Genomic DNA, 19,275 nt, shown 5'->3' on the forward strand with positions numbered 1-19,275 from the left:
GCAGGCGCGCCGCTGGCTGCAAAGCGCCGCCAGCCAGGGCCACGCCCGCGCGCTCGAACGTCTGGAGAGCCTCAGCGCCGCCGGCGCGGCTCCGGCCTCCGCGCCCGAATCCGCCGAGGGGGAGGCTCCGCGTCCCGGCCCCACGGCGGCCCGCGCCGTCGCCCGGGAGGAAGGAGCGGCGCCGCCCTCCATCCTGCGCATCCGCCCCGACGGCCAGGCCGCTCCCGCTCCGGGCGCCGCCGCAGAGGCCGGCCCGAGCCAGGGCGGCGGCATGACCATCCGTCGCGCGGAGGAGACGCCGTCCGGCGCGAGCCCCGCGCCCGATCAGGCGCAGGATGCGCCCCGCGTCCCGACGGCGCCCGTCTCCTCCGACGCGCCGACCAGTCCGAGGATCGCCGCCGCGCCGACCCAGCCCGCCGCGCCCTCGGTCCAGACGACCGCGCCTCGGGCGTCCGGACCCGCCCCCGAGCCCCGGCCCCGGGTCGCGGCCCTGTCTCCTGCGGCGTCTTCTTCCGGCGCGTCGTCTTCCGCCGCTCCGGCGGCCACGCCGCAGGCTCAGGCTCTGGCGGCCTACGAGCGCGCCGATTACGAGGGCGCCTTGCGGCTCTGGGCGCCTCTGGCGGCGGCGGGCGACGCCGAAGCCTCGTTCCGTCTGGGGCGGATGGCCAATCGCGGCGAGGGCGGCGCCCAGGACGTCGAGGCCGCCTGGACGCTCTGGCGCGCGGCCGCCGCCAGAGGCCATCGCGGCGCCATGACGGCCCTGCACAACCTGGCCATCCGGATGGACCCGGCCGATCTCGACCGTCTGGAGAACGCCTTCTCCGCGCAACAGCGAGAAGGGCGCTGACAGGCCGAACGCGGGACGCTATAAGCCTTGGTTCTTGAGCGCGCCCCAGAGGGGCCGAAAGGCCCTTTGCGGGCCGCGAGGGACGAGGTCTGAATGTCGTCGCACCACCAGGGACTCATGGCCGGCAAGCGCGGGCTGGTGATGGGAGTCGCCAACGATAAATCCATCGCCTGGGCCATCTCCAGAGCCTGCGCCGAGCAGGGCGCCGAGCTGGCCTTCACCTATCAGGGCGAGGCGCTGAAGAAGCGCGTCGTCCCGCTGGCGCAGAGCGTGGGGAGCGATTTCGTGCTGCCTTGCGACGTCACGGACGCCGCCAGCCTCGACGCCGTCTTCGAAGAGATCCAGAGGCGCTGGGGCAAGCTCGACTTCGTGCTGCACGCGGTCGCCTTCTCGGACAAGAACGAGCTGAAGGGCCGCTACGTCGAGACCACTTCGGCCAACTTCGACCTGACCATGAACGTGAGCTGCTACAGCTTCACCGCCGTGGCCCAGCGCGCCGAGCCCCTCATGACCGAGGGCGGATCTCTGGTCACCCTGACCTATTACGGCGCCGAACGCGTCATGCCCCATTACAACGTGATGGGCGTGGCCAAGGCCGCCCTCGAAGCCAGCGTGCGCTATCTCGCCATGGACCTCGGGCCCAAGAACATCCGCGTCAACGCCCTGTCGGCGGGCCCGATGAAGACTCTGGCCGCCTCGGGGATCGGCGATTTCCGCTACATCCTCAAATGGAACGAATACAACTCGCCCCTGCGCCGCAACGTCACTCAGGACGACGTGGGCCGTTCGGGCCTCTATCTCCTCAGCGATCTGTCCTCGGGCGTCACCGGCGAGACCCATCACGTCGATTGCGGCTATCACGTCGTGGGCATGAAGGCCGAGGACGCGCCGGACATTTCCGTGCATCGCTCCGAGGTCGAGGCCAAGGCTGAAACGACCTGATGTCGCCCCTCGACGCGCGCCGGATCTCGCTGGAAGAGGCGCGGGAGGCTCAGGCCGACCGCAGCCGCCGCTATGTCGAGCTGGCGCGCGCGCGGCGATTCCTGCCTGAAAAGATCTCGCCCTTCTACCGGCGCAAGCTGGAGGAGGAGTTCGCGGCGCTCGGCTCCTTCGAAGGGCCTCTGGCGCGGGGGGCTCTGGCCTCGGAGGATCGGCTGAACCTCTCGGCGCCTCATGAGATCGCCGATTGGGTGGACGACCGCTCCAACACCCCCGAGGGCGGCGAAGACTCCACCATCCGCAAATACGCCGACCGGGTGCTCTTCACGCCGACCTCGATCTGCGCGGGGCATTGCCTCTACTGCTTCCGTCAGGACATCCTCGCCGAGCGCCACGAACGCGAGGACTACGCCTTCGACGCGCGTCTGGCCCGGCTGGAGGCCCTGCTCGACGCCGATTCCGCCTTGCGCGAGGTGGTGATCTCGGGCGGCGATCCCCTGACCTTGCCCGCGGCGGCCCTGCGGCGGGTTCTGGAGGCGGTGACGGCGCGTCCGGGCCTGCGGGCGCCGCGGGTCCACAGCCGCGCGCCGATCTTCGCGCCCCAGAGCGTGACGCCCGTCAAGGCCGCCGCCCTCGGGGCGGCGCGGGCGCGGCTGGTGCTGCATGTGGTCCATCCCTACGAGATCTGCGGCGAGGTCGAAGCGGGCCTGCGCAGGCTCCAGGCGGAGGGCGTGCGGCTCTACAACCAGTTCCCGCTGTTGCGCGGGGTGAACGATCATCCGCAGGTTCTGGCGCGCATCGTCGAGAAGCTGGACGACCTCGGGGTGCGGACGCTCTCGGTCTTCGTGCCCGAGCCCATCCACGGCTCGGCGGCCTATCGCGTGAGCCTGGCGCGCATCGAAACCATCTGGCGCGAGTTCCGCCAGACGAATCCCTCCTGGATCAGCGCCATACGCCTGGCGCTCGACAGTCCGCTCGGCAAGGCCCAGCTCGAGGATCTCCTGCGCCGCGAAGGCGAATGGGCGATCTTCCGGCGCCTTCAGGGCGAAATCCGCTATCCCGACTTCCCCGCCGCGCTGGATCTGCCGGGAAGTCTGGAGACGCTGCTTTGGAAAGGTTGAGCATGTCCCGATCCGCCGCCCCCCTGAAGCTGGCCATCTTCGACTTCGACGGCACCTTGGTGGACAGCGGCGCCGTGATCGTCTCGAACATGCAGGAGGCCTTCCGCCGCGCCGGTCTGGAGCCTCCGGCGCCTGCGGCCTGCCTGCGGGTGGTGGGGCTGTCGCTCGCCGACGCGGTGGCCGCCATCGAGCCCCATCCGCCCGCCCATCTCGTCGAGACCATCGTCGAGCATTACCGCGCCCGCTTCCAGGAGCGCCGCAAGACCGGCGAAGCCGACACCGGACTCTTCCCCGGCGCCTTCGCCGTGCTGGAGCGGCTGAAGGCTCAGGGCGCGACCATCGCGGCGGCCACGGGCAATTCGCGCCGGGGACTCGAGAGCGTGCTGGACGTCCATGGCCTGCGGCCGCTCTTCAGCGCCAGCCAGACCGCCGACGACGCCCCGAGCAAGCCCGATCCGGGGATGATCCTGAACCTGCTCGCCGAGACGGGATTCGCCGCCGAAGAGGCCGTCATGATCGGAGACACGGTCTTCGACATCGCCATGGCCAAGGCGGTGGCGGGCTGCAAGGCGGTGGGGGTCGCCTGGGGCCATCACGCCGAAGGGGAGCTGCGCGCCGCAGGCGCCGACGCGGTGATCCGCGACTTCTCCGAACTGGATCGGGTCCTCGAGGGGCTGTTCGCTGCGGGGGGCGCGTCATGAGCGGCGGCGTCCTCCGTCCGAAACGCTTCTGGAAGGAGGCCCGCGCCGAAGAGCGGCCCGAGGGCTTCGCCCTGCTGCTCGACGGACGCGAGGCGCGGACTCCGGACAAGAATCTTCTGCTCGCGCCCAACCGCGCCCTCGGCGAGGCCATGGCCGCCGAATGGGGCGCTCAGGGCGAAACGCTCGATTTCGAGACCCTTCCGGTCACGCGGGCGGTGAATCTGGCCATCGACCGCCTGCCCGCCACCCGCGAGGCCGTCATCGACGACGCGGCGGCCTATGGCGGCTCCGACGCCCTGGCCCATCGCACCGAGGAAGGCGAACTCGCCGATCTGGAGCGCGCGGCCTGGGATCCTCTGCTCGCCTGGGCCGCCGAGGCTCTGGGCGCGCCTCTGGAGCCCGTCGGGGGGATCATGCCGAAGGATCAGGCGCCGGAGTCTCTGGCGGCCTTGCGGGCGGCGGTCGCGGCGGTCTCCGACCTCCAGCTGATCGCGCTGCACGAACTGACGACGCTGTCCGGTTCTCTGGTGCTGGCTCTGGCGGTCGCGCGGGGGCGCCTGACGCCGGAGGAGGGATGGCGTCTCGCCATGCTCGGCGAGGAGTGGCAGGCCGCCCGCTGGGGCCGCGACGAAGAGGCCGAAGCCCGCATGGCCCGCCGCAGGGACGCCTTCCTGCGCGCCGCCCGGCTCTGGACTCTGGCGAGCGGAGCCTGAAGCCCGCCGCGAGGGGTTTCCTCCGCTCCTGCTTTATGCCAGGAGCATTGTCCAGCGAAGCCGTTCCGGCTTCGCGTCGTGGAAATGCGACCAGAGCTTCAAGAGCATTTTCCAGCGAGGCCGTTCCGGCTTCGCGTCGCGGAAATGCGACCAGAGCTTCAAGGGCGTTGTCCAGCGCAGCCGTTCCGGCTGCGCGCCGTGAAGACGCCGCCAGACGAAACCCTGGAGCGTTCGAACGATTCAGCAGGATCGGAAAACGCCCGAGGGAGGGCTCAGCCCTTCCTCCGCCCGGAGACGCCAGATGATCCCCACCATCCCGCTCGCCTTCTCCCGTCAGCCCGCCGAAGCGCCGGGTTCGCCGCCTCTGGTGGTGGCGCACGGGCTTTACGGTTCGGCGCGCAACTGGGGCTCGCTGTCGCGGGCCTTCGCCCGCAAGCGCGAGACCATCGCCGTGGATCTGCGCGGCCATGGCGAGAGCCCGCGCGCCTATCCCCTGAGCTATGCGGCCATGGCGGCGGATCTGGGCGCGCTGATCGCCCGCGAAGCCGGAGGCGTCGCGGACGTGCTCGGGCATTCGATGGGCGGCAAGGCGGCCATGACCCTCGCGCTGACCGAACCCCGGAGGGTGCGTCGGCTGATCGTGGGCGACATCGCCCCGAGGCGCTACGAGAACCCCCAGCAGGCCGAATACGCCCGCGCCATGCTGGGGCTGGATCTCGCGAGCCTCCCCCGTCGCAGCGAGGCCGACAAGCTTCTGGCCGAGGCGGCTCCGGAATCCTCGGTGCGGGCCTTCCTGCTGAGCAATCTCGTGGGGACTCAGGCCGAGGGCTGGCGCTGGCGGTCCGACCTGCGCGGTCTGCTGGAGGCCATGCCGCAGATTCTCGGCTGGGAGACGCCTGCGGGCGTCCGGCCCTTCGAAGGCGAGACGCTCATCCTCACCGGCGGCGATTCGGGCTACGTGCGCCCCGAGGACCGCGAAGGGATCCTCGCGCTGTTTCCGCGCGCGCGCTTCCAGAGCCTTCCGGGAGCGGGCCACTGGCTGCACGCCGACAAGCCGACCGAATTCCGCGAGGCGGTCGAGGCCTTCCTGACCTGACCGGGCCTCAGCCCTCCACGATTCCGATGACGAGGCCGTCCCAGCCCTTCACGCCGACCGTCTGAAGGCCGGTCGCGGTGAGGCGGGTCTCTTTGGCGAGGGCCTCGAAGAATCGCCGCGTGCCCTGCGTGGCCGTGCTGGGATGGTCGGGATCGAGCACGGCGCCGCGCCGCACGACGTTGTCGCAGACCACCAGCCCGCCGGGACGCGTCAGCCGGATCGCCCAGTCGAGATATTCGGCGTTGGATTCCTTGTCGGCGTCGATGAAGACGAAATCGAAGGCTTCATGGCCCGCCAGTTTCGGCAGGCTCTCCAGGGCGGGGCCGACGTGGATCTCGACGAGATCCGCCACGCCCGCCGCTTCGAGGTTCTTCTGCGCGATCTCGGCGTGGCGGGCCTGGAACTCCAGACTGACGAGCCTGCCCCCCGGCGGCAGGGCGCGCGCCATCCAGATGGCGCTGTAGCCGCCGAGCGTCCCGATCTCGAGGATCCGCCGCGCGCCGATCAGCCGCGCGAGGATGTGCAGCAGCTTGCCCTGATTGGGCGCGACGTCGATGCCGGGCAGTCCGGCGGCGGCGTTGGCGGCGAGGGCGGCCTCCAGCGCGGGGTCGGAATCGGGCAGGGCGGCGCTCATGTAGCCGTCCACGGCCCGCCAGAGTTCGGGGGAGGTCTCGGTCATTCTAGTTCTCCTCGCGGTCGTCGAGCCAGGGCAGGGGCGTCACGGGGGCGCCCTCCTCCAGAAGCTCGCGGGTCTCCTCGGGGGTGGCCTTGCCGCGGATGGGCCTGTCTTCGCGCAGGCCCCGGTGCATCTCCAGAGCCTGACGCGCGAAGCCCTGGCCCACGTCCTCGGTTTCGGCCTCGATGCGGCGGCGCAGATGGCGCATGTGCTCGCGGATCTGGCGGCGCAGGCGGATGGCGTCCTCGAGCGGGCCTTCTCCGGCGAAGGCGGCCTCGGGGGGAGCGGCGAGGGCGGCCTCCGCGGGCGCGCCCTCCGCGAGGGCCGGGGCGGGGGCGCCGCCCCGCGCGAGGGCCGGCGCCATGATCGCCTTCTCCACCTGCGTCGAGCCGCAGACGGGGCAGGAGACGAGGCCCCGGTCCTTCTGGTCGTCATAGGCGGCGCTGTCGGCGAACCAGCCTTCGAATTCATGCGCCCCGCCTTCGGGGGTCCCGCCGCAGCGCAGACGGTAATGAATCATGTCCCGGCCTCCTCGCGAGGTCTCCGGGAGAGGTCTCCGGCGCCGTCTTCGAGGCGTCGTTGCTTTCCCGCAAGCTCCATGGTCAAACAGACCGAGCATAAGGCGCGATCCTGATCCGGGAAACGCTTTTCCGAGCAGGCGGAGGATGAAGGACTTGGCGACGCGGTTCGGAGACATCGGCCGGCTGCGGCCCGCCTTCGGCGTGGCGGCGGCGGTCGGGGCGGGCTTCGCCTCCGGACGCGGCTGGTGGATTCCCGCCCTGCTGGCGACGGCGGCCGCGGCGGGGCTGTTCTGGCGGGCGATCCGGCGCGAGCGCAGGAGGGCGCGGCGGGAGTCGCGTCCGGCGACGGGCGCCGCGAGTCTCCGGCCCGCTCCGGGGCGCGATCCCGCCGAGGCCTTCGCCGCCGCCACCCGGCTCTTCGACGAAGCGCCGCGCGCCATGCTGCTCGTCGATTCCGAAGGCGGCGTGGCCTACGCCAACCTCGCGGCCCGCACGCTGCTGGAGCGCGATCCGGCGGGCCGCCCCCTGACCGCCAGCCTGCGCGATCCGGCCTTGCACGAGGCTCTGGCGGCCGCCTTTCCCCGCGCCGAGATCGACATCGCGCGTCATGGCCCGGCCGCGCGGCTGATCCAGGCCTGGGTGCGGCCCGTTCCGGTGGGCGCGGCCTCTCCGCCGCCGCCCGCGCCGCGGCTCAAGGCGCTGGTGGTGATGGAGGACGTCACCGCCGCCCGCCGCGAAGCCGAGATCCGCACCGAATTCGTCGCCAACGTCAGCCATGAGCTGAAGACGCCTCTGGCCGCCATCCAGGGCCTCGCCGAGACGCTCCAGGGCTCGGCCCGCGAAGACCCCGAGGCTCAGGCGCGCTTCCTGCGGCTCATCGCCGCCCAGACGGGCCGCATGACGCGCCTCGTCGAGGATCTGCTCTCGCTGCGGCGGATCGAGACCGACGAGCATGTCCCGCCGCGCGGCGTCGAGGATCTGGGCGCGATTCTCGACGAGGCGCTGTCGGTGGTGCGGCCTCTGGCCGAGGAGCGGGGAATCCGCATCGAGGCCGACGATTTCTCCGGCTTCCCGCCGATCTACGGGGATCGCGACCAATTGGCGCAACTTTTCGTCAATCTTCTGGACAACGCGGTGAAATACGGCGGCAAGCCCGGCGGACCGCCGGTGCGGCTCAAGGCTCTGGGCCTGCGCGAGGGGACTCCGCGTCTGGTCGGAGCGGCGATCCAGGATCGCGGTCCGGGCTTCGAGGATCACGAACGCGCCCGCCTCACCGAAAGGTTCTATCGGGTCAGCGCGGCCTCCAGCAAGGCGAAGGGCGGGACGGGGCTGGGCCTCGCCATCGTCAAGCACATCGTCAACCGCCATCGCGGGGCGCTGGAGATCGACGGCGCGCCGGGCAAGGGCGCGCGCTTCGCGGTCTGGCTGCCCATGGCGCCCGCCGGAGCCGCCGGAGCCGCCGGAGCCGCCCTCGGCGCGGAGGCCCGGAGCGGGGCGTGAAGGCGGGGGCGCCGGACCATGACGGTCCTGTCACAAAACCATCGCAAAGCGCGCGGTAGGAGGAGCGCGGGTCCGAGGCCCCACCCGCCTCGCAGGAATTTTGGAGCATCCCCATGCTGCGCACCCGTACGGCGATCCTTCCCGCCGCCCTGATGGCCGCCGCCGTCGCGCTCGTCGCCGGAGAGGCCGCCGCGCGCGACCAGATCCGCATCGTCGGCTCCTCCACCGTGTTTCCGTTCACCACCGCCGTGGCCGAGCAGTTCGGCAAGATCACCGGCCGTCCGACCCCGGTGGTCGAGTCGACCGGTTCGGGCGGCGGCCTGAAGCTGTTCTGCGGCGGCGTCGGCGCCGACTTCCCCGACGTGGCCAACTCCTCGCGCCGCATCAAGGCCTCGGAGCTCGAGACCTGCGCCGCCAACGGCGTCGTCAGCATCCGCGAGATCATGGTCGGCTATGACGGCGTCGTCATCGCCAACGCCGTCTCCGGCCCGGACTTCAACCTTTCGCTGCAGGACCTGTATCTCGCCGTCGGCAAGAACCGTCCCGACGGAACGCCGAACCCGGCCAAGGCCTGGAACGAAGTGAACCCGGCCCTGCCGGCCGCGCGCATCGAGGTCCTCGGTCCCCCGCCGACCTCCGGCACCCGCGACAGCTTCGCCGAGCTGGGCCTCGAGCCGGGCTGCCACGCCGCCGGCGGCAAGGAAGCCTGCATGGAGATCCGTGAGGACGGCGTCTGGATCGACGCCGGCGAGAACGACAACGTGATCGTCCAGAAGCTTTCGGCCAATCCGGGCGCCGTGGGCGTCTTCGGCTTCTCCTACCTCGAGGAGAACGGCGACAAGGTGAAGGGCGCGACCATCTCCGGCGTGGCGCCTTCGGCCGAAGCCATCTCCGGCGGCCAGTATCCTCTGGCGCGTTCGCTCTACATCTACGTGAAGGGCGAGCACATCGGCGCGGTCCCGGGCCTCGACGAGTTCGTGCAGGAATACCTCTCCGACTCCGCTTCGGGCGAAGAGGGCTACCTCGCCGACAAGGGCCTGATCGCCCTGCCCGCCGAGCAGCTGGCCGCCCAGCGCGCCGCCGTCGGCGCGGGCAAGGCCCTGACGGCCGCCGATCTGCAGCACTGAAGCTTCGACTTCGCCGGAGGCGCGTCTGCGGACGCGCCTCCGGTTTTTGCGGCTTTAGGGGCCAGGGGGATACATGTTCGGCCTGATGGCGTTGATTCTGGCGGTCCTGACGATCGCCGCCTATGTTCTGGGGCGGCGGCGCGCGACTGCGGCGGCGGGAGGGGATCTCTCCGTTCTGCATTCCCGGCCCGTCTATCATGGCGCCTATGCGGCGCTTCTGACCTTTCTGGCGGCTTTCGCCGCGGCTGCGGTCGCGGCGCTGGTCATGCGCTGGTTCATGGACGGCTCGCTGAATTCGCTGATCTCCGATCTGGCTCCGAGCCTTTCCTCCATCGAGCGCGATCTGGTGCGCTCGGACGCGGCGGCCATTTCGGTCGGGGGCTTTCCCTCGCGGGTGGACGAGCTGCGCCGGGCGGTCGCCGAGCGTCACGGGACTCTGGCGGGGCTTTCGGCCTTCCTGATTCCGGGGCTTTCGATCGCGGCGGGCCTTGCGGCGCTCTGGACGGCGCTCCGGCGCGTGAACGCGGATTTCCGCGCGCGCAACCTCTCCGAGCGGATCGTGATGGGCGTGCTCATCGCGGCCGCGGTGGTGGCGATCCTGACGACGGTCGGCATCCTGACCTCGCTGATCGGCGAGACGGCGCGGTTCTTCAGCCAGATCCCGGTCCACAAGTTCCTCTTCGGCTCGACCTGGTCGCCTCTGTCGGGCGTCTTCGAGGGTCGCCTCGATCAGGAGCGCGTCGGCGCGCTGCCGCTCTTCGCGGGCACGCTGCTCATCACCTTCATCGCGATGCTGGTGGCCCTGCCCATCGGCCTCTTCGCGGCGATCTATCTGGCGGAATACGCCTCGCCGCGCATGCGCTCGATGGTCAAGCCGATCCTCGAGATCCTCGCGGGCGTGCCGACGGTGGTCTACGGCTTCTTCGCCGCCATCACCGTGGCGCCGATCATCCGCGGCCTCGGCGAGACGCTCGGGCTTTCGGTGGCCTCGGAGAGCGCCCTGGGCGCGGGTCTGGTCATGGGCGTCATGATCATCCCCTTCATCTCCTCGCTTTCGGACGACGTGATCACGGCGGTGCCTCAGGCGCTGCGCGACGGCTCGCTGGGCCTCGGCTCCACCCACGCCGAGACCATCAGGAAGGTGGTCCTGCCTGCGGCTCTGCCGGGTCTGGTCTCTGCGGCGCTTCTGGGCTTCGCCCGCGCCATCGGCGAGACCATGATCGTGGTGATGGCCGCCGGACAGGGCGCCAACTTCACCTTCAATCCGCTGGAGGCCGTGACCACCGTGACGGTTCAGATCGTCATGCTGATCACCGGCGACACCGAAGCCTCGACCGCCGCCGGCCCCGCCTTCGCGCTCGGCTTCACGCTCTTCGTGGTGACGCTCGGCTTCAACATCGTGGCTCAGCGCCTCGTGCGCAAATACCGCGAAGCCTATGACTGACCAGCCGAGCCTCGGCGCGCCGGGATCTCCCGCGCGCGCCTCCTTCCAGCCTTCCGCCGGAGATTCCGCGATGACCGTCGTCGCCTCCCCTGACCTTCCTGCGGGTTCCGCCGAAGCGGGCCGTTCGGCCTCCCTGAGCCCGCACATGACCGAGGCGGCCGCGCGTCGCCTGCGCTCCCGCCGCGCCGCCGACCTGCGTCTGCGCATCTACGGGCTCGCGGCCATCGGCTTCGCCGCTCTGGCTCTGGTCGCGCTGCTCTGGTCGACCTTCGGCAAGGCGGGCGCCGCCATGACCGCCCATTCGGTGGTCATGTCCGCGAGCCTGCCCGCCGCCCAGATCGACCCTCAGGGGCTCGGCACGCCCGAGGCCCTGCGCCGGGGCGACTACCAGGGCGTCGTGCGCAATGCGATGCAGGCCGAATTCCCCGGCGTGACCGACCGCGCCGGACGCCGCGAACTGGCGGCCCTGCTCAGCAGCGGCGCGCCGGACGATCTGCGCGAGCAGGTCGTCGCGGGCGACCTGGCGCTTGACCAGCCGGTCCGGCTGAAGCTCCTCGCCTCGGACGACGCCGACCTCTATTTCAAGGGCTATTACGGTCGCCTGACCGATCTTCCGGCGGCGGGCGTGGCCCGCGTCGCGGAGGCGGAGGGCGTCTTCTGGCTGACCCTGCCCAATGACGAGGCCGCTCCGGTTCTGGCGGCGCTCGACGCCGACCTGCGCGCCCAGGCGACCACCCTGCGGGCTCAGGCCGAGGCGCAGCAGCGCGGCGTGACCCATCATGAAGGCCTGGCCGCCGGTCTGGCCGGAGCTCAGGCCGAAGCCAACCGCGCCAGCCTCGACGGCTTCGCGGCCCGCCGCGACGAGCTTCTGGCTCAGGCCGCGGCCCTCGAGGCCCAGGCCGACGCGCCGGGCGCTTCGGGGATCCTCAATCCGCAGATCCCGAGCTTCCTCTTCCGCACCGGCGAGAGCTGGGCGCGCGTCGCCGAGGCCGGGCCTCAGGGCCTGCGTCTGGAGCCTCTGACGGGCGTGGCGGCGGGCGATTCCGCCCAGGGCGCCTGGGGCCTGTACGAGACGGGCCGTCCTTCGGCGGGCCGCCGCGTGAGCGACCGCCAGATCGCCATGCTCGAAACCCTGGAGACGCGCGGCGAAGTCGAGAGCGGCTTCAACTGGCGCTTCTTCACCTCCAGCGACAGCCGCGAGGCCGAGCTCGCGGGCGTCAAGGGCGCGATCATCGGCAGCTTCTGGACGCTGCTCGTGACCTTCCTCTTCGCCTTCCCGATCGGCGTCTCGGCGGCGATCTACCTCGAGGAGTTCGCGCCGAAGAACCGCCTGACGAACTTCATCGAGGTGAACATCAACAACCTCGCGGCTGTTCCCTCGATCGTCTTCGGCCTTCTGGGCCTGAGCGTCTTCCTGAACTTCCTCGGCATGCCGCGTTCGGCGCCTCTGGTGGGCGGCCTGGTGCTGGGTCTGATGACCCTGCCGGTGGTGATCATCGCCTCGCGCGCCGCGATCCGGGCGGTTCCGCCCTCGATCCGCGACGGCGCCCTGGGCCTCGGGGCCTCGCGGATGCAGGCGACCTTCCATCACGTGCTTCCGCTGGCGATGCCGGGCATCATGACGGGCGCGATCATCGGCATGGCCCAGGCCCTCGGCGAGACCGCGCCGCTGATCATGATCGGCATGGTGGCCTTCATCGTGGACACCCCGACGGGCGTGACCTCTCCGGCGACGGTGCTGCCGGTGCAGATCTTCCGCTGGGCCGACTTCCCCGAGCGCGCCTTCGAGTTCCGCACGGCTGCGGCCATCGTGACGCTGCTGGGCTTCCTGATCATCATGAACGCCGCGGCCGTTCTGGTCCGCCGCCGCTTCGAACGCCGCTGGTGAGAGTGAGAACCATGACCCTGACGATGGAAAACCCCGCCGCCCAGGCCGCCCCCCGCAACGACCTGAAGTTCGCCTGCCGCGGCGTGAACGTCCATTACGGCGACGCCCACGCGATCAAGGACCTCGCCATCGACATCGAGGACCGCCTGGTCACCGCCTTCATCGGGCCTTCGGGCTGCGGCAAGTCGACCTTCCTGCGCTGCCTCAACCGCATGAACGACACCATCTCCATCTGCCGCGTGACGGGAGACCTCAAGCTCGACGGCGAGGACATCTACGCGCCGCGCGTCGATCCGGTGCAGCTGCGCGCCCGGGTGGGCATGGTCTTCCAGAAGCCCAATCCCTTCCCGAAGTCGATCTACGACAACGTGGCCTACGGCCCGCGCATCCACGGCCTGACCTCCAGCCGCGAGGAGCTGGACGCCCTGGTCGAATCCAGCCTGACCAAGGCCGGTCTCTGGGGCGAGGTGAAGGATCGTCTGGACAAGCCCGGCACCGGTCTTTCCGGCGGCCAGCAGCAGCGCCTGTGCATCGCCCGCGCCATCGCGACGAAGCCCGAGGTCCTGCTCATGGACGAGCCCTGTTCGGCGCTCGACCCCATCGCCACCGACCGCATCGAGCAGCTGATCGGCGATCTGCGCAGCCAGTTCTGCATCGTCATCGTGACCCACTCGATGCAGCAGGCGGCGCGCGTCAGCCAGAAGACGGCCTTCTTCCACCTCGGCCACCTGGTGGAGTACGGCGACACCGCCGACATCTTCAACAAGCCGCGCGACAAGCGCACCGAAGATTACATCAACGGCCGGTTCGGCTGACGGGGAGGAATCCATGATCGGAACCGATGCGGAGATCCGCAAGCTCTCCAACGCCATCGCCGAGATGGGCGGAGTCGCGGAGGCCAACCTCTCGCGGGCTCTGGACGCGCTGAGCAGGCGCGACGCGGCCCTCGCCGCCGAGGTGATCCTCGACGACAAGCGCCTCGACCGCATGGAGAAGCAGGTCGACGAACAGGCCGTGCGCATCCTCATGATGCGCCAGCCCATGGCCCGCGACCTGCGCGCGGTGATCTCGGGGCTGAAGATCGCCTCCACGCTGGAGCGCGTGGGCGACATGGCCAAGAACACCGCCAAGCGCGCCCAGATCCTCGCCGAGGGTCCGGCCCACCGCTCCATCGGGCCGGTGGTGCGCATGGGGCGCCAGAGCCTCCAGCAGCTGACCCAGGCCCTCGACGCCTACGCCAACGGCGACCTCGAGCTGGCCCGCCAGGTCTGGCGCCGCGACGTCGAGGTGGACGAGCTCTACAACAGCGTCTTCCGCGAGCTCCTGACCTACATGATGGAGGATCCCCGGACCATCGGCGCCTGCGCGCAGCTGATGTTCGTGGCCAAGAACATCGAGCGCATCGGCGACCACGCGACCTTCATCGCCGAGATGACCAGCTACGTCGTCTCCGCCGAGGCTCCGCCGCCCGCCGACGAACGCCCCAAGGCGCCGCTCGAGGCCGGCTTCGACGAACCCGAGGATTCCGCTCCGGCTTCCGGCGCGGCGCCCTCCGTCGGCTCGAACGCGGGATGAGCATCCGCATCCTTGTCGCGGAGGACGAGGAGAGCCTCGCGGCGATCCTCGACTACAACCTCCGCAAGGAAGGCTATGAGGTCGAACTGGCGGAGGACGGCGAATTCGCCCTCCTGCGCCTGCTGGAGGAGCCGCCGGACCTTCTGGTCCTCGACTGGATGCTGCCGAACCTCTCGGGCGTGGAGATCTGCCGCCGCGCCCGGGCCCGACCCGAGACCCGCGAGACGCCCATCGTCATGCTCACCGCCCGCGACGCCGAAGAGGATCGCGTGCGGGGGCTCGACGCCGGGGCCGACGACTACATCGCCAAGCCCTTCTCCGTGACCGAATTCCTGGCGCGGGTGCGGGCGGTGCTGCGGCGGTCCAATCCGCAGGCCATGGCCGACGTGCTGCGCTTCGCCGACCTCACGCTGGACCGCGTGACCCATCGGGCGCGGCGCGGCGAACGGGACCTCAAGCTCGGCCCCACGGAGTTCCGGCTTCTGGAGGCGCTGATGCGTCGTCCGGGGCGGGTCTTCAGCCGCGAGCGGCTGTTGTCGCTGGTCTGGGGCGCCGAGACCGAGATCGAGGCCCGCACGGTGGACGTCCATATCGGGCGTCTGCGCAAGGCCCTCAACGAGCCCGGCGAGCGCGATCCCCTGCGCACGGTGCGCGCGGCGGGCTACGCGCTGGACGAAACCTACGAAGGCGTCGGCCCCTGATCCGCGAGGCCGCGTCCGACGATTTCGCGTGAGCGTTCCCCTTTCGGCTTTTCCGACCCCGGCGGCGGCTTCCTCAGGAGGCCGCCGTCGGTCTTTTCGCCTCCTCGCCGAACTGGAGGTGATGGAAGCGGGCGTAGAGCCCTCCGCGCGCGAGCAGCTCGGCGTGGCGTCCGCTTTCGGCGAGCCGCCCCTGATCGAGCACCAGGATCCGGTCGGCGGAACGGATGGTCGAGAGCCGATGCGCCACCACCAGAGCGGTGCGGCCCTTCATGAGGCGCGTCATGGCCTGCTGGATCCTGGATTCGGATTCGGCGTCGAGGGCGCTGGTGGCCTCGTCGAGCAGCAGGATGGGGGCGTCGCGCAGCATGGCGCGGGCGATGGCGATCCTCTGGCGCTGGCCGCCCGAGAGCGCCCCTCCGCCGACGCCTGCGCTCGATTCATAGCCGCCGGGCATGGCCGTGATGAAGTCATGGGCGTGGGCGGCGCGGGCGGCGGATTCGATCTCGGCCATGGAGGCCCCGGGGCGGCCGAGCGCGATGTTCTCGCGCAGGCTGGCGTCGAAGAGGAAGGAATCCTGCGCCACATAGGCCAGGGCCTCCCGCACCGAGGCCTGGGAGACCTCGCGCAGATCCTGGCCGTCGATGCGCAGGGCGCCCCGGTCGGGATCGTAGAACCTTTCGATCAGGGTCAGGGCGGTGGATTTCCCGCCCCCCGAAAGCCCCACCAGAGCGGTGGTCTCGCCGGGCTCCGCCACGAAGCTGAGGCCCTGCAGCGCGGGCTTCTCGCCATAGGAGAACCAGACGTCCTCGAACTCCACGCGCCCGGCCGTCACCCGGAGCGCGGGCGCGCCGGGCCTGTCGGCGAGCGAGAGCGGCGCGTCGAGGGCCTCGTAAAGTCCGCGCACGCCCGCCATCTGGGATTCGATCTGCAGATGCAGCCGCGACAGCCGCTTGGCGGGCTCGTAGGCCATGAGCAGCGCCGTGATGAAGGCGAAGAATCCGCCGGAGCTCTCGCCCCGCATGATGACGCTCCAGCCGCCGTAGAGGATCGCCAGAGCCACCGCCACCCCGCCGAGAGTCTCCATGATGGGGCCGGTGCGGGCCTGGAGCCGGGCGATGCGGTCGGCCTGGAGGCGCGTGGCGTCGACGGCCTCGTCCATCCGGGCCTCCATGCGGCTTTCGGCGCCGAAGGCCTTGACGGCGCGCAGCCCCGCGCCGGTCTCCTGCGCGAGCGCGATGACCTGAGCCACCATGCCGATCTCGTCGGTGGCGAGCCGCTTCATGCGCCGCACCAGCCGCGAGACGCCGATGATGATCGGCGGCGCGATGGTCAGCACCAGCAGCGAGAGCCGCGGATGCTGCGCGACCATCACCCCGATCAGCCCGACCAGCATCGCCAGATCCCGCCCGAAGGAGACGAGGACCATCTCGATGGCGCTGCGGGCGGCGTTGGCCTGGCGCACGAGCAGCATGGTGAGGTCGGCGCCTGCGGAATGCCCGTCGAAGCTGCCGATCCCCTGCCGGAGGGTGCGGGCGTAGACGCTTCTCTGGACGTCGGCGGTGACGGCGTTGCCCACCCGCGCGAGGATCGCCGCCTGTCCGTAGGAGGCGAAGCCCTTGACCAGGAAGATCGCCACCACGAAGCCCGAAACCCACCAGAGCGCCGTCAGGTTCTTCGCGACGAAGATCTCGTCGATGACGTCGCGCATGATCCAGGCGCTGGCCGCCGTCGAGGCCGCCACCAGCGCCATGCAGAGAAAGGCCTTCGCGTAATCGGCCTTGTGCTTCGGCAGGTTTTCCCGCAGGAGGCGCGCGATGAGGGGCCAGGTGTCGTCTCGGGCGCCGAAGCGGCGCGCCAGAAGCGCCTTGAGGCGGGTCATGCGGACGGACTCCTGCGGATCTGGCTCGCGCCCTGAGGCGGAACGGGTTCGGGGTTCGGGTCGACGCCTTTGTGCGCATATCGTCTCGCCGCAGGCGGCGCCATGTTTTTCTCCGCCCATGCGCGACGCCCTCTTGACGCGATGGGAAAGCGCGTCAAGGATCAAGACGAAATATTGACATTCGCCTTTCAGGGATCTGGAAGACGATGAGGAGGGCTTCCATGAGACATGCGCCGCTGACGGCCTTCGCCGCCCTGCTGGCCTTCGCCGCTCCCGCCGCCGCCGCCGATCTGAGGATCTGCGTCGAAGGCGCCTATCCGCCCTTCTCCGAAATCTCCCCCTCCGGCGATCTGATCGGCTTCGACATCGACATGGCCAGGGCCCTTTGCGACGAGATGGGCAAGAGCTGCGACCTCGTCCAGACCGACTGGGACGGCATCATCGAATCGCTGAACACGAAGAAATGCGACGCGATCATCGCCTCCATGTCGATCACCCCCGCCCGCATGGAGGTGGTGGACTTCACCAACAAGTATTACCACACCCCCGGCGCCTTCGTGGCCGAGAAGGGCGCGGGCCTCGAAGGCACGCCCGAGGGCCTCGCGGGCAAGCGGGTCGGGGTGCAGCGCGGCACCATCCATGACGACTACATGGTCGGAGAATTCCCGAAGGCGAACCTCGTCCGCTACGGCACCCAGGAAGAGGCGACCGCCGATCTCGCGGTGGGCCGTCTCGACGCCGTGGCCGCCGACAAGGCGACGCTCGACCTCGGCTTCCTGCGCTCCGCCGACGGCGAAGCCTTCGAGTTCTTCGGCGGCGATCAGGCCGTTCCGAAATATCACGGCCCCGGCGCGGGCGTGGCGATCCGCAAGGGCGACGAAGAGCTGAAGCAGGCCTTCAACGCGGCGATCCTCGCGCTGCGCGCCGACGACCGCTACCGCACGATCAACGAGAAATACTTCCCCTACGACGTCTACGGCGCCGAAGAGGGCGAGGGCGGTTCGACCGCCGCGCCCGCCGAAGAGCCCGCCGCTGAAAAAGAGGCGGCTCCCGCCCAGTAGGCGGCCTTCGCGGGCGGCGTCGGGAGACCCCGGCGCCGCCCGAAATCTTCGCGGCGACCTTCGCCGTCCGGAGGACCGAGCAGGGGGAGGACCGCCCGATGGAGCATCTGATCGCCTATGGCCCGGCCCTGCTGCGCGGGACGGGGCTCACCGTGACGGTCGCGCTCTGCGCGATGCTTCTGGCGACTCTCCTGGGAGCTCTGGGCGCGGCGGCCAAGATCGCGGGCGGACGCTTCGCCCGAGGCGCGGCGCAGACCTATTCGACCCTTGTGCGCGGCGTGCCCGAACTCGTGCTGATGCTGCTCGCCTTCTACGGCGGCCAGCGGCTGGTCAACAGCCTCGCGCTGCTGATGGGCTACGAGCGGGGCTTCGACATCTCGCCCTTCGCGGCGGGGGTGGGAGTCATCGGCTTCGTCTACGGGGCCTACATGACCGAGACCTTCCGGGGCGCCTGGCTCGCGGTGCCGAAAGGCCAGTGGGAGGCGGCTCAGGCGAGCGGCATGTCGCCCTGGCTGACGCTCCGCCGGATCATGGCGCCTCAGGTGATGCGCCACGCCCTGCCGGGCTACGCCAACATCTGGCTGGTGCTGATCAAGGCGACGGCCATCGTCTCGATCATCGGGCTTCAGGATGTGGTGAACATCGCCGACAAGGCGGGCAAATCCCTGCGCGAGCCCTTCACCTTCTTCCTTGCGGTGATGGCGATCTTCCTGATCCTGACGAGCCTTTCGGGCTTCGTCTTCAGGTTCATCGAGAAGCGCGTGAACAGGGGAGGCGCGGCGTGAATCTCGACCTCATCTTCCGCCATGCGTCCGATCTGCTCCGGGGCGTCTGGACGACCCTCTGGCTGACGGGCTCCTCTCTGGCGATCGGGCTGGCGCTGGCGACGCTCTGCGCGGTGATCCTGACCGAGCGGATTCCGGTGCTGGACTGGCTGGTGCGGGCTTTCGTCTATGTGTTCCGGGGCACGCCGCTGCTGGTTCAGCTCTATCTCGTCTATTACGGGCTGTCGCAGTTTCCCGAGATCCGCCGGAGCTTCCTCTGGCCCTGGCTGCGCGAGCCCTGGTTCTGCGCGCTTCTGGTCTTTTCGCTGAACACGGCGGCCTACACCGCCGAGATCCTGCGCGGCGCGATCTCCAACCTGCGGCGCGGCGAGCTGGAGGCGGCGGTGGCCTACGGCATGTCGCCCGTGACGCGGCTGCGGCGGATCACGCTTCCGGCGGCCTTCCGTCAGGCCTTGCCGCAATATTCCAACGAGGTGGTGTTCATGCTGCATGGCTCGGCCATCGCGAGCGTGATCACCATTCAGGACATCCTCGGCGTGGGGCGCACGATCAACGCGCGCTATTACGTGACCTATGAGGGCTTCGTCTCGGCGGCGGTCCTCTATCTGGCCGTGACCTTCGTGGTCGTGGCGATCTTCCGCCGGCTGGAGAAGCGCCTGATGCGCCATCTGGCGCCTGTCGCCGCCCCTCGCTGATCCGTC

The 19,275-nt window shown here is 70.3% G+C and carries 18 protein-coding genes and 1 pseudogene; 16 read left to right on the top strand and 3 right to left on the bottom strand.

Annotated features, from left to right (window positions below; translation table 11 throughout):
* The 6 genes and pseudogenes from PHN62_RS05825 to PHN62_RS05850 all read left to right on the top strand — a co-directional run.
* Window positions 1-847, top strand: a pseudogene (locus tag PHN62_RS05825) (hypothetical protein); the annotation flags it as partial.
* Between the two features lie 93 nt (window positions 848-940).
* Window positions 941-1,789 carry an enoyl-ACP reductase FabI gene (gene fabI / locus PHN62_RS05830; protein WP_300147630.1) on the top strand — a complete coding sequence of 283 codons (849 nt, stop codon included), beginning with the start codon at window positions 941-943 and terminating at the stop codon, window positions 1,787-1,789.
* Complete coding sequence (locus tag PHN62_RS05835; RefSeq protein ID WP_300147632.1) at window positions 1,789-2,907, top strand: 4Fe-4S cluster-binding domain-containing protein; 1,119 nt, start codon at window positions 1,789-1,791, stop codon at window positions 2,905-2,907. The genes fabI and PHN62_RS05835 overlap by 1 nt, the downstream gene beginning before the upstream one ends.
* 2 nt (window positions 2,908-2,909) lie before the next feature.
* On the top strand, window positions 2,910-3,608 hold the full coding sequence (locus tag PHN62_RS05840; protein WP_300147634.1) for an HAD-IA family hydrolase: 699 nt from the start codon (window positions 2,910-2,912) through the stop codon (window positions 3,606-3,608).
* On the top strand, window positions 3,605-4,321 hold the full coding sequence (locus PHN62_RS05845) for an ATP12 family chaperone protein (RefSeq protein WP_300147637.1): 717 nt from the start codon (window positions 3,605-3,607) through the stop codon (window positions 4,319-4,321). Before PHN62_RS05840 ends, PHN62_RS05845 begins: the two co-directional genes overlap by 4 nt.
* A 301-nt stretch (window positions 4,322-4,622) precedes the next feature.
* A complete protein-coding gene (locus tag PHN62_RS05850) occupies window positions 4,623-5,417 on the top strand; it encodes an alpha/beta fold hydrolase (protein WP_300147640.1) in 795 nt (264 codons plus the stop codon).
* 7 nt (window positions 5,418-5,424) lie between these two features.
* Here the strand turns inward: PHN62_RS05850 and PHN62_RS05855 are convergent, their stop codons facing one another.
* Entirely contained in the window at window positions 5,425-6,096 is a 672-nt protein-coding gene (locus PHN62_RS05855; protein ID WP_300147643.1) for an O-methyltransferase, read from the bottom strand.
* A 1-nt stretch (window position 6,097) separates the two neighbouring features.
* Window positions 6,098-6,613: a DUF1178 family protein gene (locus PHN62_RS05860; RefSeq protein ID WP_300147646.1), complete on the bottom strand. Its 516-nt coding sequence runs from the start codon at window positions 6,611-6,613 to the stop codon at window positions 6,098-6,100.
* Between the two features lie 154 nt (window positions 6,614-6,767).
* Between PHN62_RS05860 and PHN62_RS05865 the strand changes: the two genes are divergently transcribed.
* The 7 genes from PHN62_RS05865 (at window position 6,768) to phoB (ending at window position 14,849) form a co-directional block, all read left to right on the top strand.
* Window positions 6,768-8,114: an ATP-binding protein gene (locus PHN62_RS05865; RefSeq protein WP_300147648.1), complete on the top strand. Its 1,347-nt coding sequence runs from the start codon at window positions 6,768-6,770 to the stop codon at window positions 8,112-8,114.
* Window positions 8,115-8,227: 113 nt separating this feature from the next.
* Window positions 8,228-9,241 (top strand): substrate-binding domain-containing protein, encoded by a 1,014-nt coding sequence (locus PHN62_RS05870; protein WP_300147650.1) that lies wholly within the window; start codon window positions 8,228-8,230, stop codon window positions 9,239-9,241.
* Between the two features lie 73 nt (window positions 9,242-9,314).
* Complete coding sequence (gene pstC, locus PHN62_RS05875) at window positions 9,315-10,685, top strand: phosphate ABC transporter permease subunit PstC (protein WP_300147653.1); 1,371 nt, start codon at window positions 9,315-9,317, stop codon at window positions 10,683-10,685.
* A gap of 70 nt (window positions 10,686-10,755) precedes the next feature.
* Entirely contained in the window at window positions 10,756-12,573 is a 1,818-nt protein-coding gene (pstA, locus tag PHN62_RS17420; protein ID WP_367187002.1) for a phosphate ABC transporter permease PstA, read from the top strand.
* Window positions 12,574-12,596: 23 nt separating this feature from the next.
* Window positions 12,597-13,388 (top strand): phosphate ABC transporter ATP-binding protein PstB, encoded by a 792-nt coding sequence (pstB, locus tag PHN62_RS05890; RefSeq protein WP_300148168.1) that lies wholly within the window; start codon window positions 12,597-12,599, stop codon window positions 13,386-13,388.
* Window positions 13,389-13,401: 13 nt separating this feature from the next.
* Complete coding sequence (gene phoU, locus PHN62_RS05895) at window positions 13,402-14,148, top strand: phosphate signaling complex protein PhoU (RefSeq protein ID WP_300147654.1); 747 nt, start codon at window positions 13,402-13,404, stop codon at window positions 14,146-14,148.
* Window positions 14,145-14,849, top strand: coding sequence for a phosphate regulon transcriptional regulator PhoB (gene phoB / locus PHN62_RS05900; RefSeq protein ID WP_300147656.1), 705 nt, complete (start codon window positions 14,145-14,147; stop codon window positions 14,847-14,849). The genes phoU and phoB overlap by 4 nt, the downstream gene beginning before the upstream one ends.
* 73 nt (window positions 14,850-14,922) lie before the next feature.
* Here the strand turns inward: phoB and PHN62_RS05905 are convergent, their stop codons facing one another.
* Window positions 14,923-16,728 carry an ABC transporter ATP-binding protein gene (locus PHN62_RS05905; protein ID WP_300147658.1) on the bottom strand — a complete coding sequence of 602 codons (1,806 nt, stop codon included), beginning with the start codon at window positions 16,726-16,728 and terminating at the stop codon, window positions 14,923-14,925.
* 221 nt (window positions 16,729-16,949) lie between these two features.
* Here PHN62_RS05905 and PHN62_RS05910 point away from each other — a divergent pair, with 221 nt between their 5' ends.
* The 3 genes from PHN62_RS05910 to PHN62_RS05920 all read left to right on the top strand — a co-directional run bounded on the left by PHN62_RS05910 (window position 16,950) and on the right by PHN62_RS05920 (window position 19,269).
* A complete protein-coding gene (locus PHN62_RS05910; RefSeq protein ID WP_300147660.1) occupies window positions 16,950-17,789 on the top strand; it encodes a transporter substrate-binding domain-containing protein in 840 nt (279 codons plus the stop codon).
* Between the two features lie 98 nt (window positions 17,790-17,887).
* Window positions 17,888-18,574, top strand: coding sequence for an ABC transporter permease subunit (locus tag PHN62_RS05915; protein ID WP_300147662.1), 687 nt, complete (start codon window positions 17,888-17,890; stop codon window positions 18,572-18,574).
* The gene (locus PHN62_RS05920; protein ID WP_300147664.1) at window positions 18,571-19,269 is read left to right on the top strand and encodes an ABC transporter permease; all 699 of its coding nucleotides are present in this window, start codon (window positions 18,571-18,573) and stop codon (window positions 19,267-19,269) included. Before PHN62_RS05915 ends, PHN62_RS05920 begins: the two co-directional genes overlap by 4 nt.
* Window positions 19,270-19,275: the final 6 nt, after the last annotated feature.

The sequence above is a fragment of the Neomegalonema sp. genome, assembly GCF_028688855.1.
Taxonomy (GTDB): Bacteria; Pseudomonadota; Alphaproteobacteria; order Rhodobacterales; family Rhodobacteraceae; genus Neomegalonema.

Excerpts from the sequence above, each read along its gene's own strand:
- fabI (WP_300147630.1), top strand. The coding sequence starts at position 941 with ATGTCGTCGCACCACCAGGGACTCATGGCCGGCAAGCGCGGGCTGGTG.
- PHN62_RS05835 (WP_300147632.1), top strand. The coding sequence starts at position 1,789 with ATGTCGCCCCTCGACGCGCGCCGGATCTCGCTGGAAGAGGCGCGGGAG.
- PHN62_RS05840 (WP_300147634.1), top strand. The coding sequence starts at position 2,910 with ATGTCCCGATCCGCCGCCCCCCTGAAGCTGGCCATCTTCGACTTCGAC.
- PHN62_RS05845 (WP_300147637.1), top strand. The coding sequence starts at position 3,605 with ATGAGCGGCGGCGTCCTCCGTCCGAAACGCTTCTGGAAGGAGGCCCGC.
- PHN62_RS05850 (WP_300147640.1), top strand. The coding sequence starts at position 4,623 with ATGATCCCCACCATCCCGCTCGCCTTCTCCCGTCAGCCCGCCGAAGCG.
- PHN62_RS05855 (WP_300147643.1), bottom strand. The coding sequence starts at position 6,096 with ATGACCGAGACCTCCCCCGAACTCTGGCGGGCCGTGGACGGCTACATG.
- PHN62_RS05860 (WP_300147646.1), bottom strand. The coding sequence starts at position 6,613 with ATGATTCATTACCGTCTGCGCTGCGGCGGGACCCCCGAAGGCGGGGCG.
- PHN62_RS05870 (WP_300147650.1), top strand. The coding sequence starts at position 8,228 with ATGCTGCGCACCCGTACGGCGATCCTTCCCGCCGCCCTGATGGCCGCC.
- pstC (WP_300147653.1), top strand. The coding sequence starts at position 9,315 with ATGTTCGGCCTGATGGCGTTGATTCTGGCGGTCCTGACGATCGCCGCC.
- pstA (WP_367187002.1), top strand. The coding sequence starts at position 10,756 with ATGACCGTCGTCGCCTCCCCTGACCTTCCTGCGGGTTCCGCCGAAGCG.
- pstB (WP_300148168.1), top strand. The coding sequence starts at position 12,597 with ATGGAAAACCCCGCCGCCCAGGCCGCCCCCCGCAACGACCTGAAGTTC.
- phoU (WP_300147654.1), top strand. The coding sequence starts at position 13,402 with ATGATCGGAACCGATGCGGAGATCCGCAAGCTCTCCAACGCCATCGCC.
- phoB (WP_300147656.1), top strand. The coding sequence starts at position 14,145 with ATGAGCATCCGCATCCTTGTCGCGGAGGACGAGGAGAGCCTCGCGGCG.
- PHN62_RS05905 (WP_300147658.1), bottom strand. The coding sequence starts at position 16,728 with ATGACCCGCCTCAAGGCGCTTCTGGCGCGCCGCTTCGGCGCCCGAGAC.
- PHN62_RS05910 (WP_300147660.1), top strand. The coding sequence starts at position 16,950 with ATGAGACATGCGCCGCTGACGGCCTTCGCCGCCCTGCTGGCCTTCGCC.
- PHN62_RS05915 (WP_300147662.1), top strand. The coding sequence starts at position 17,888 with ATGGAGCATCTGATCGCCTATGGCCCGGCCCTGCTGCGCGGGACGGGG.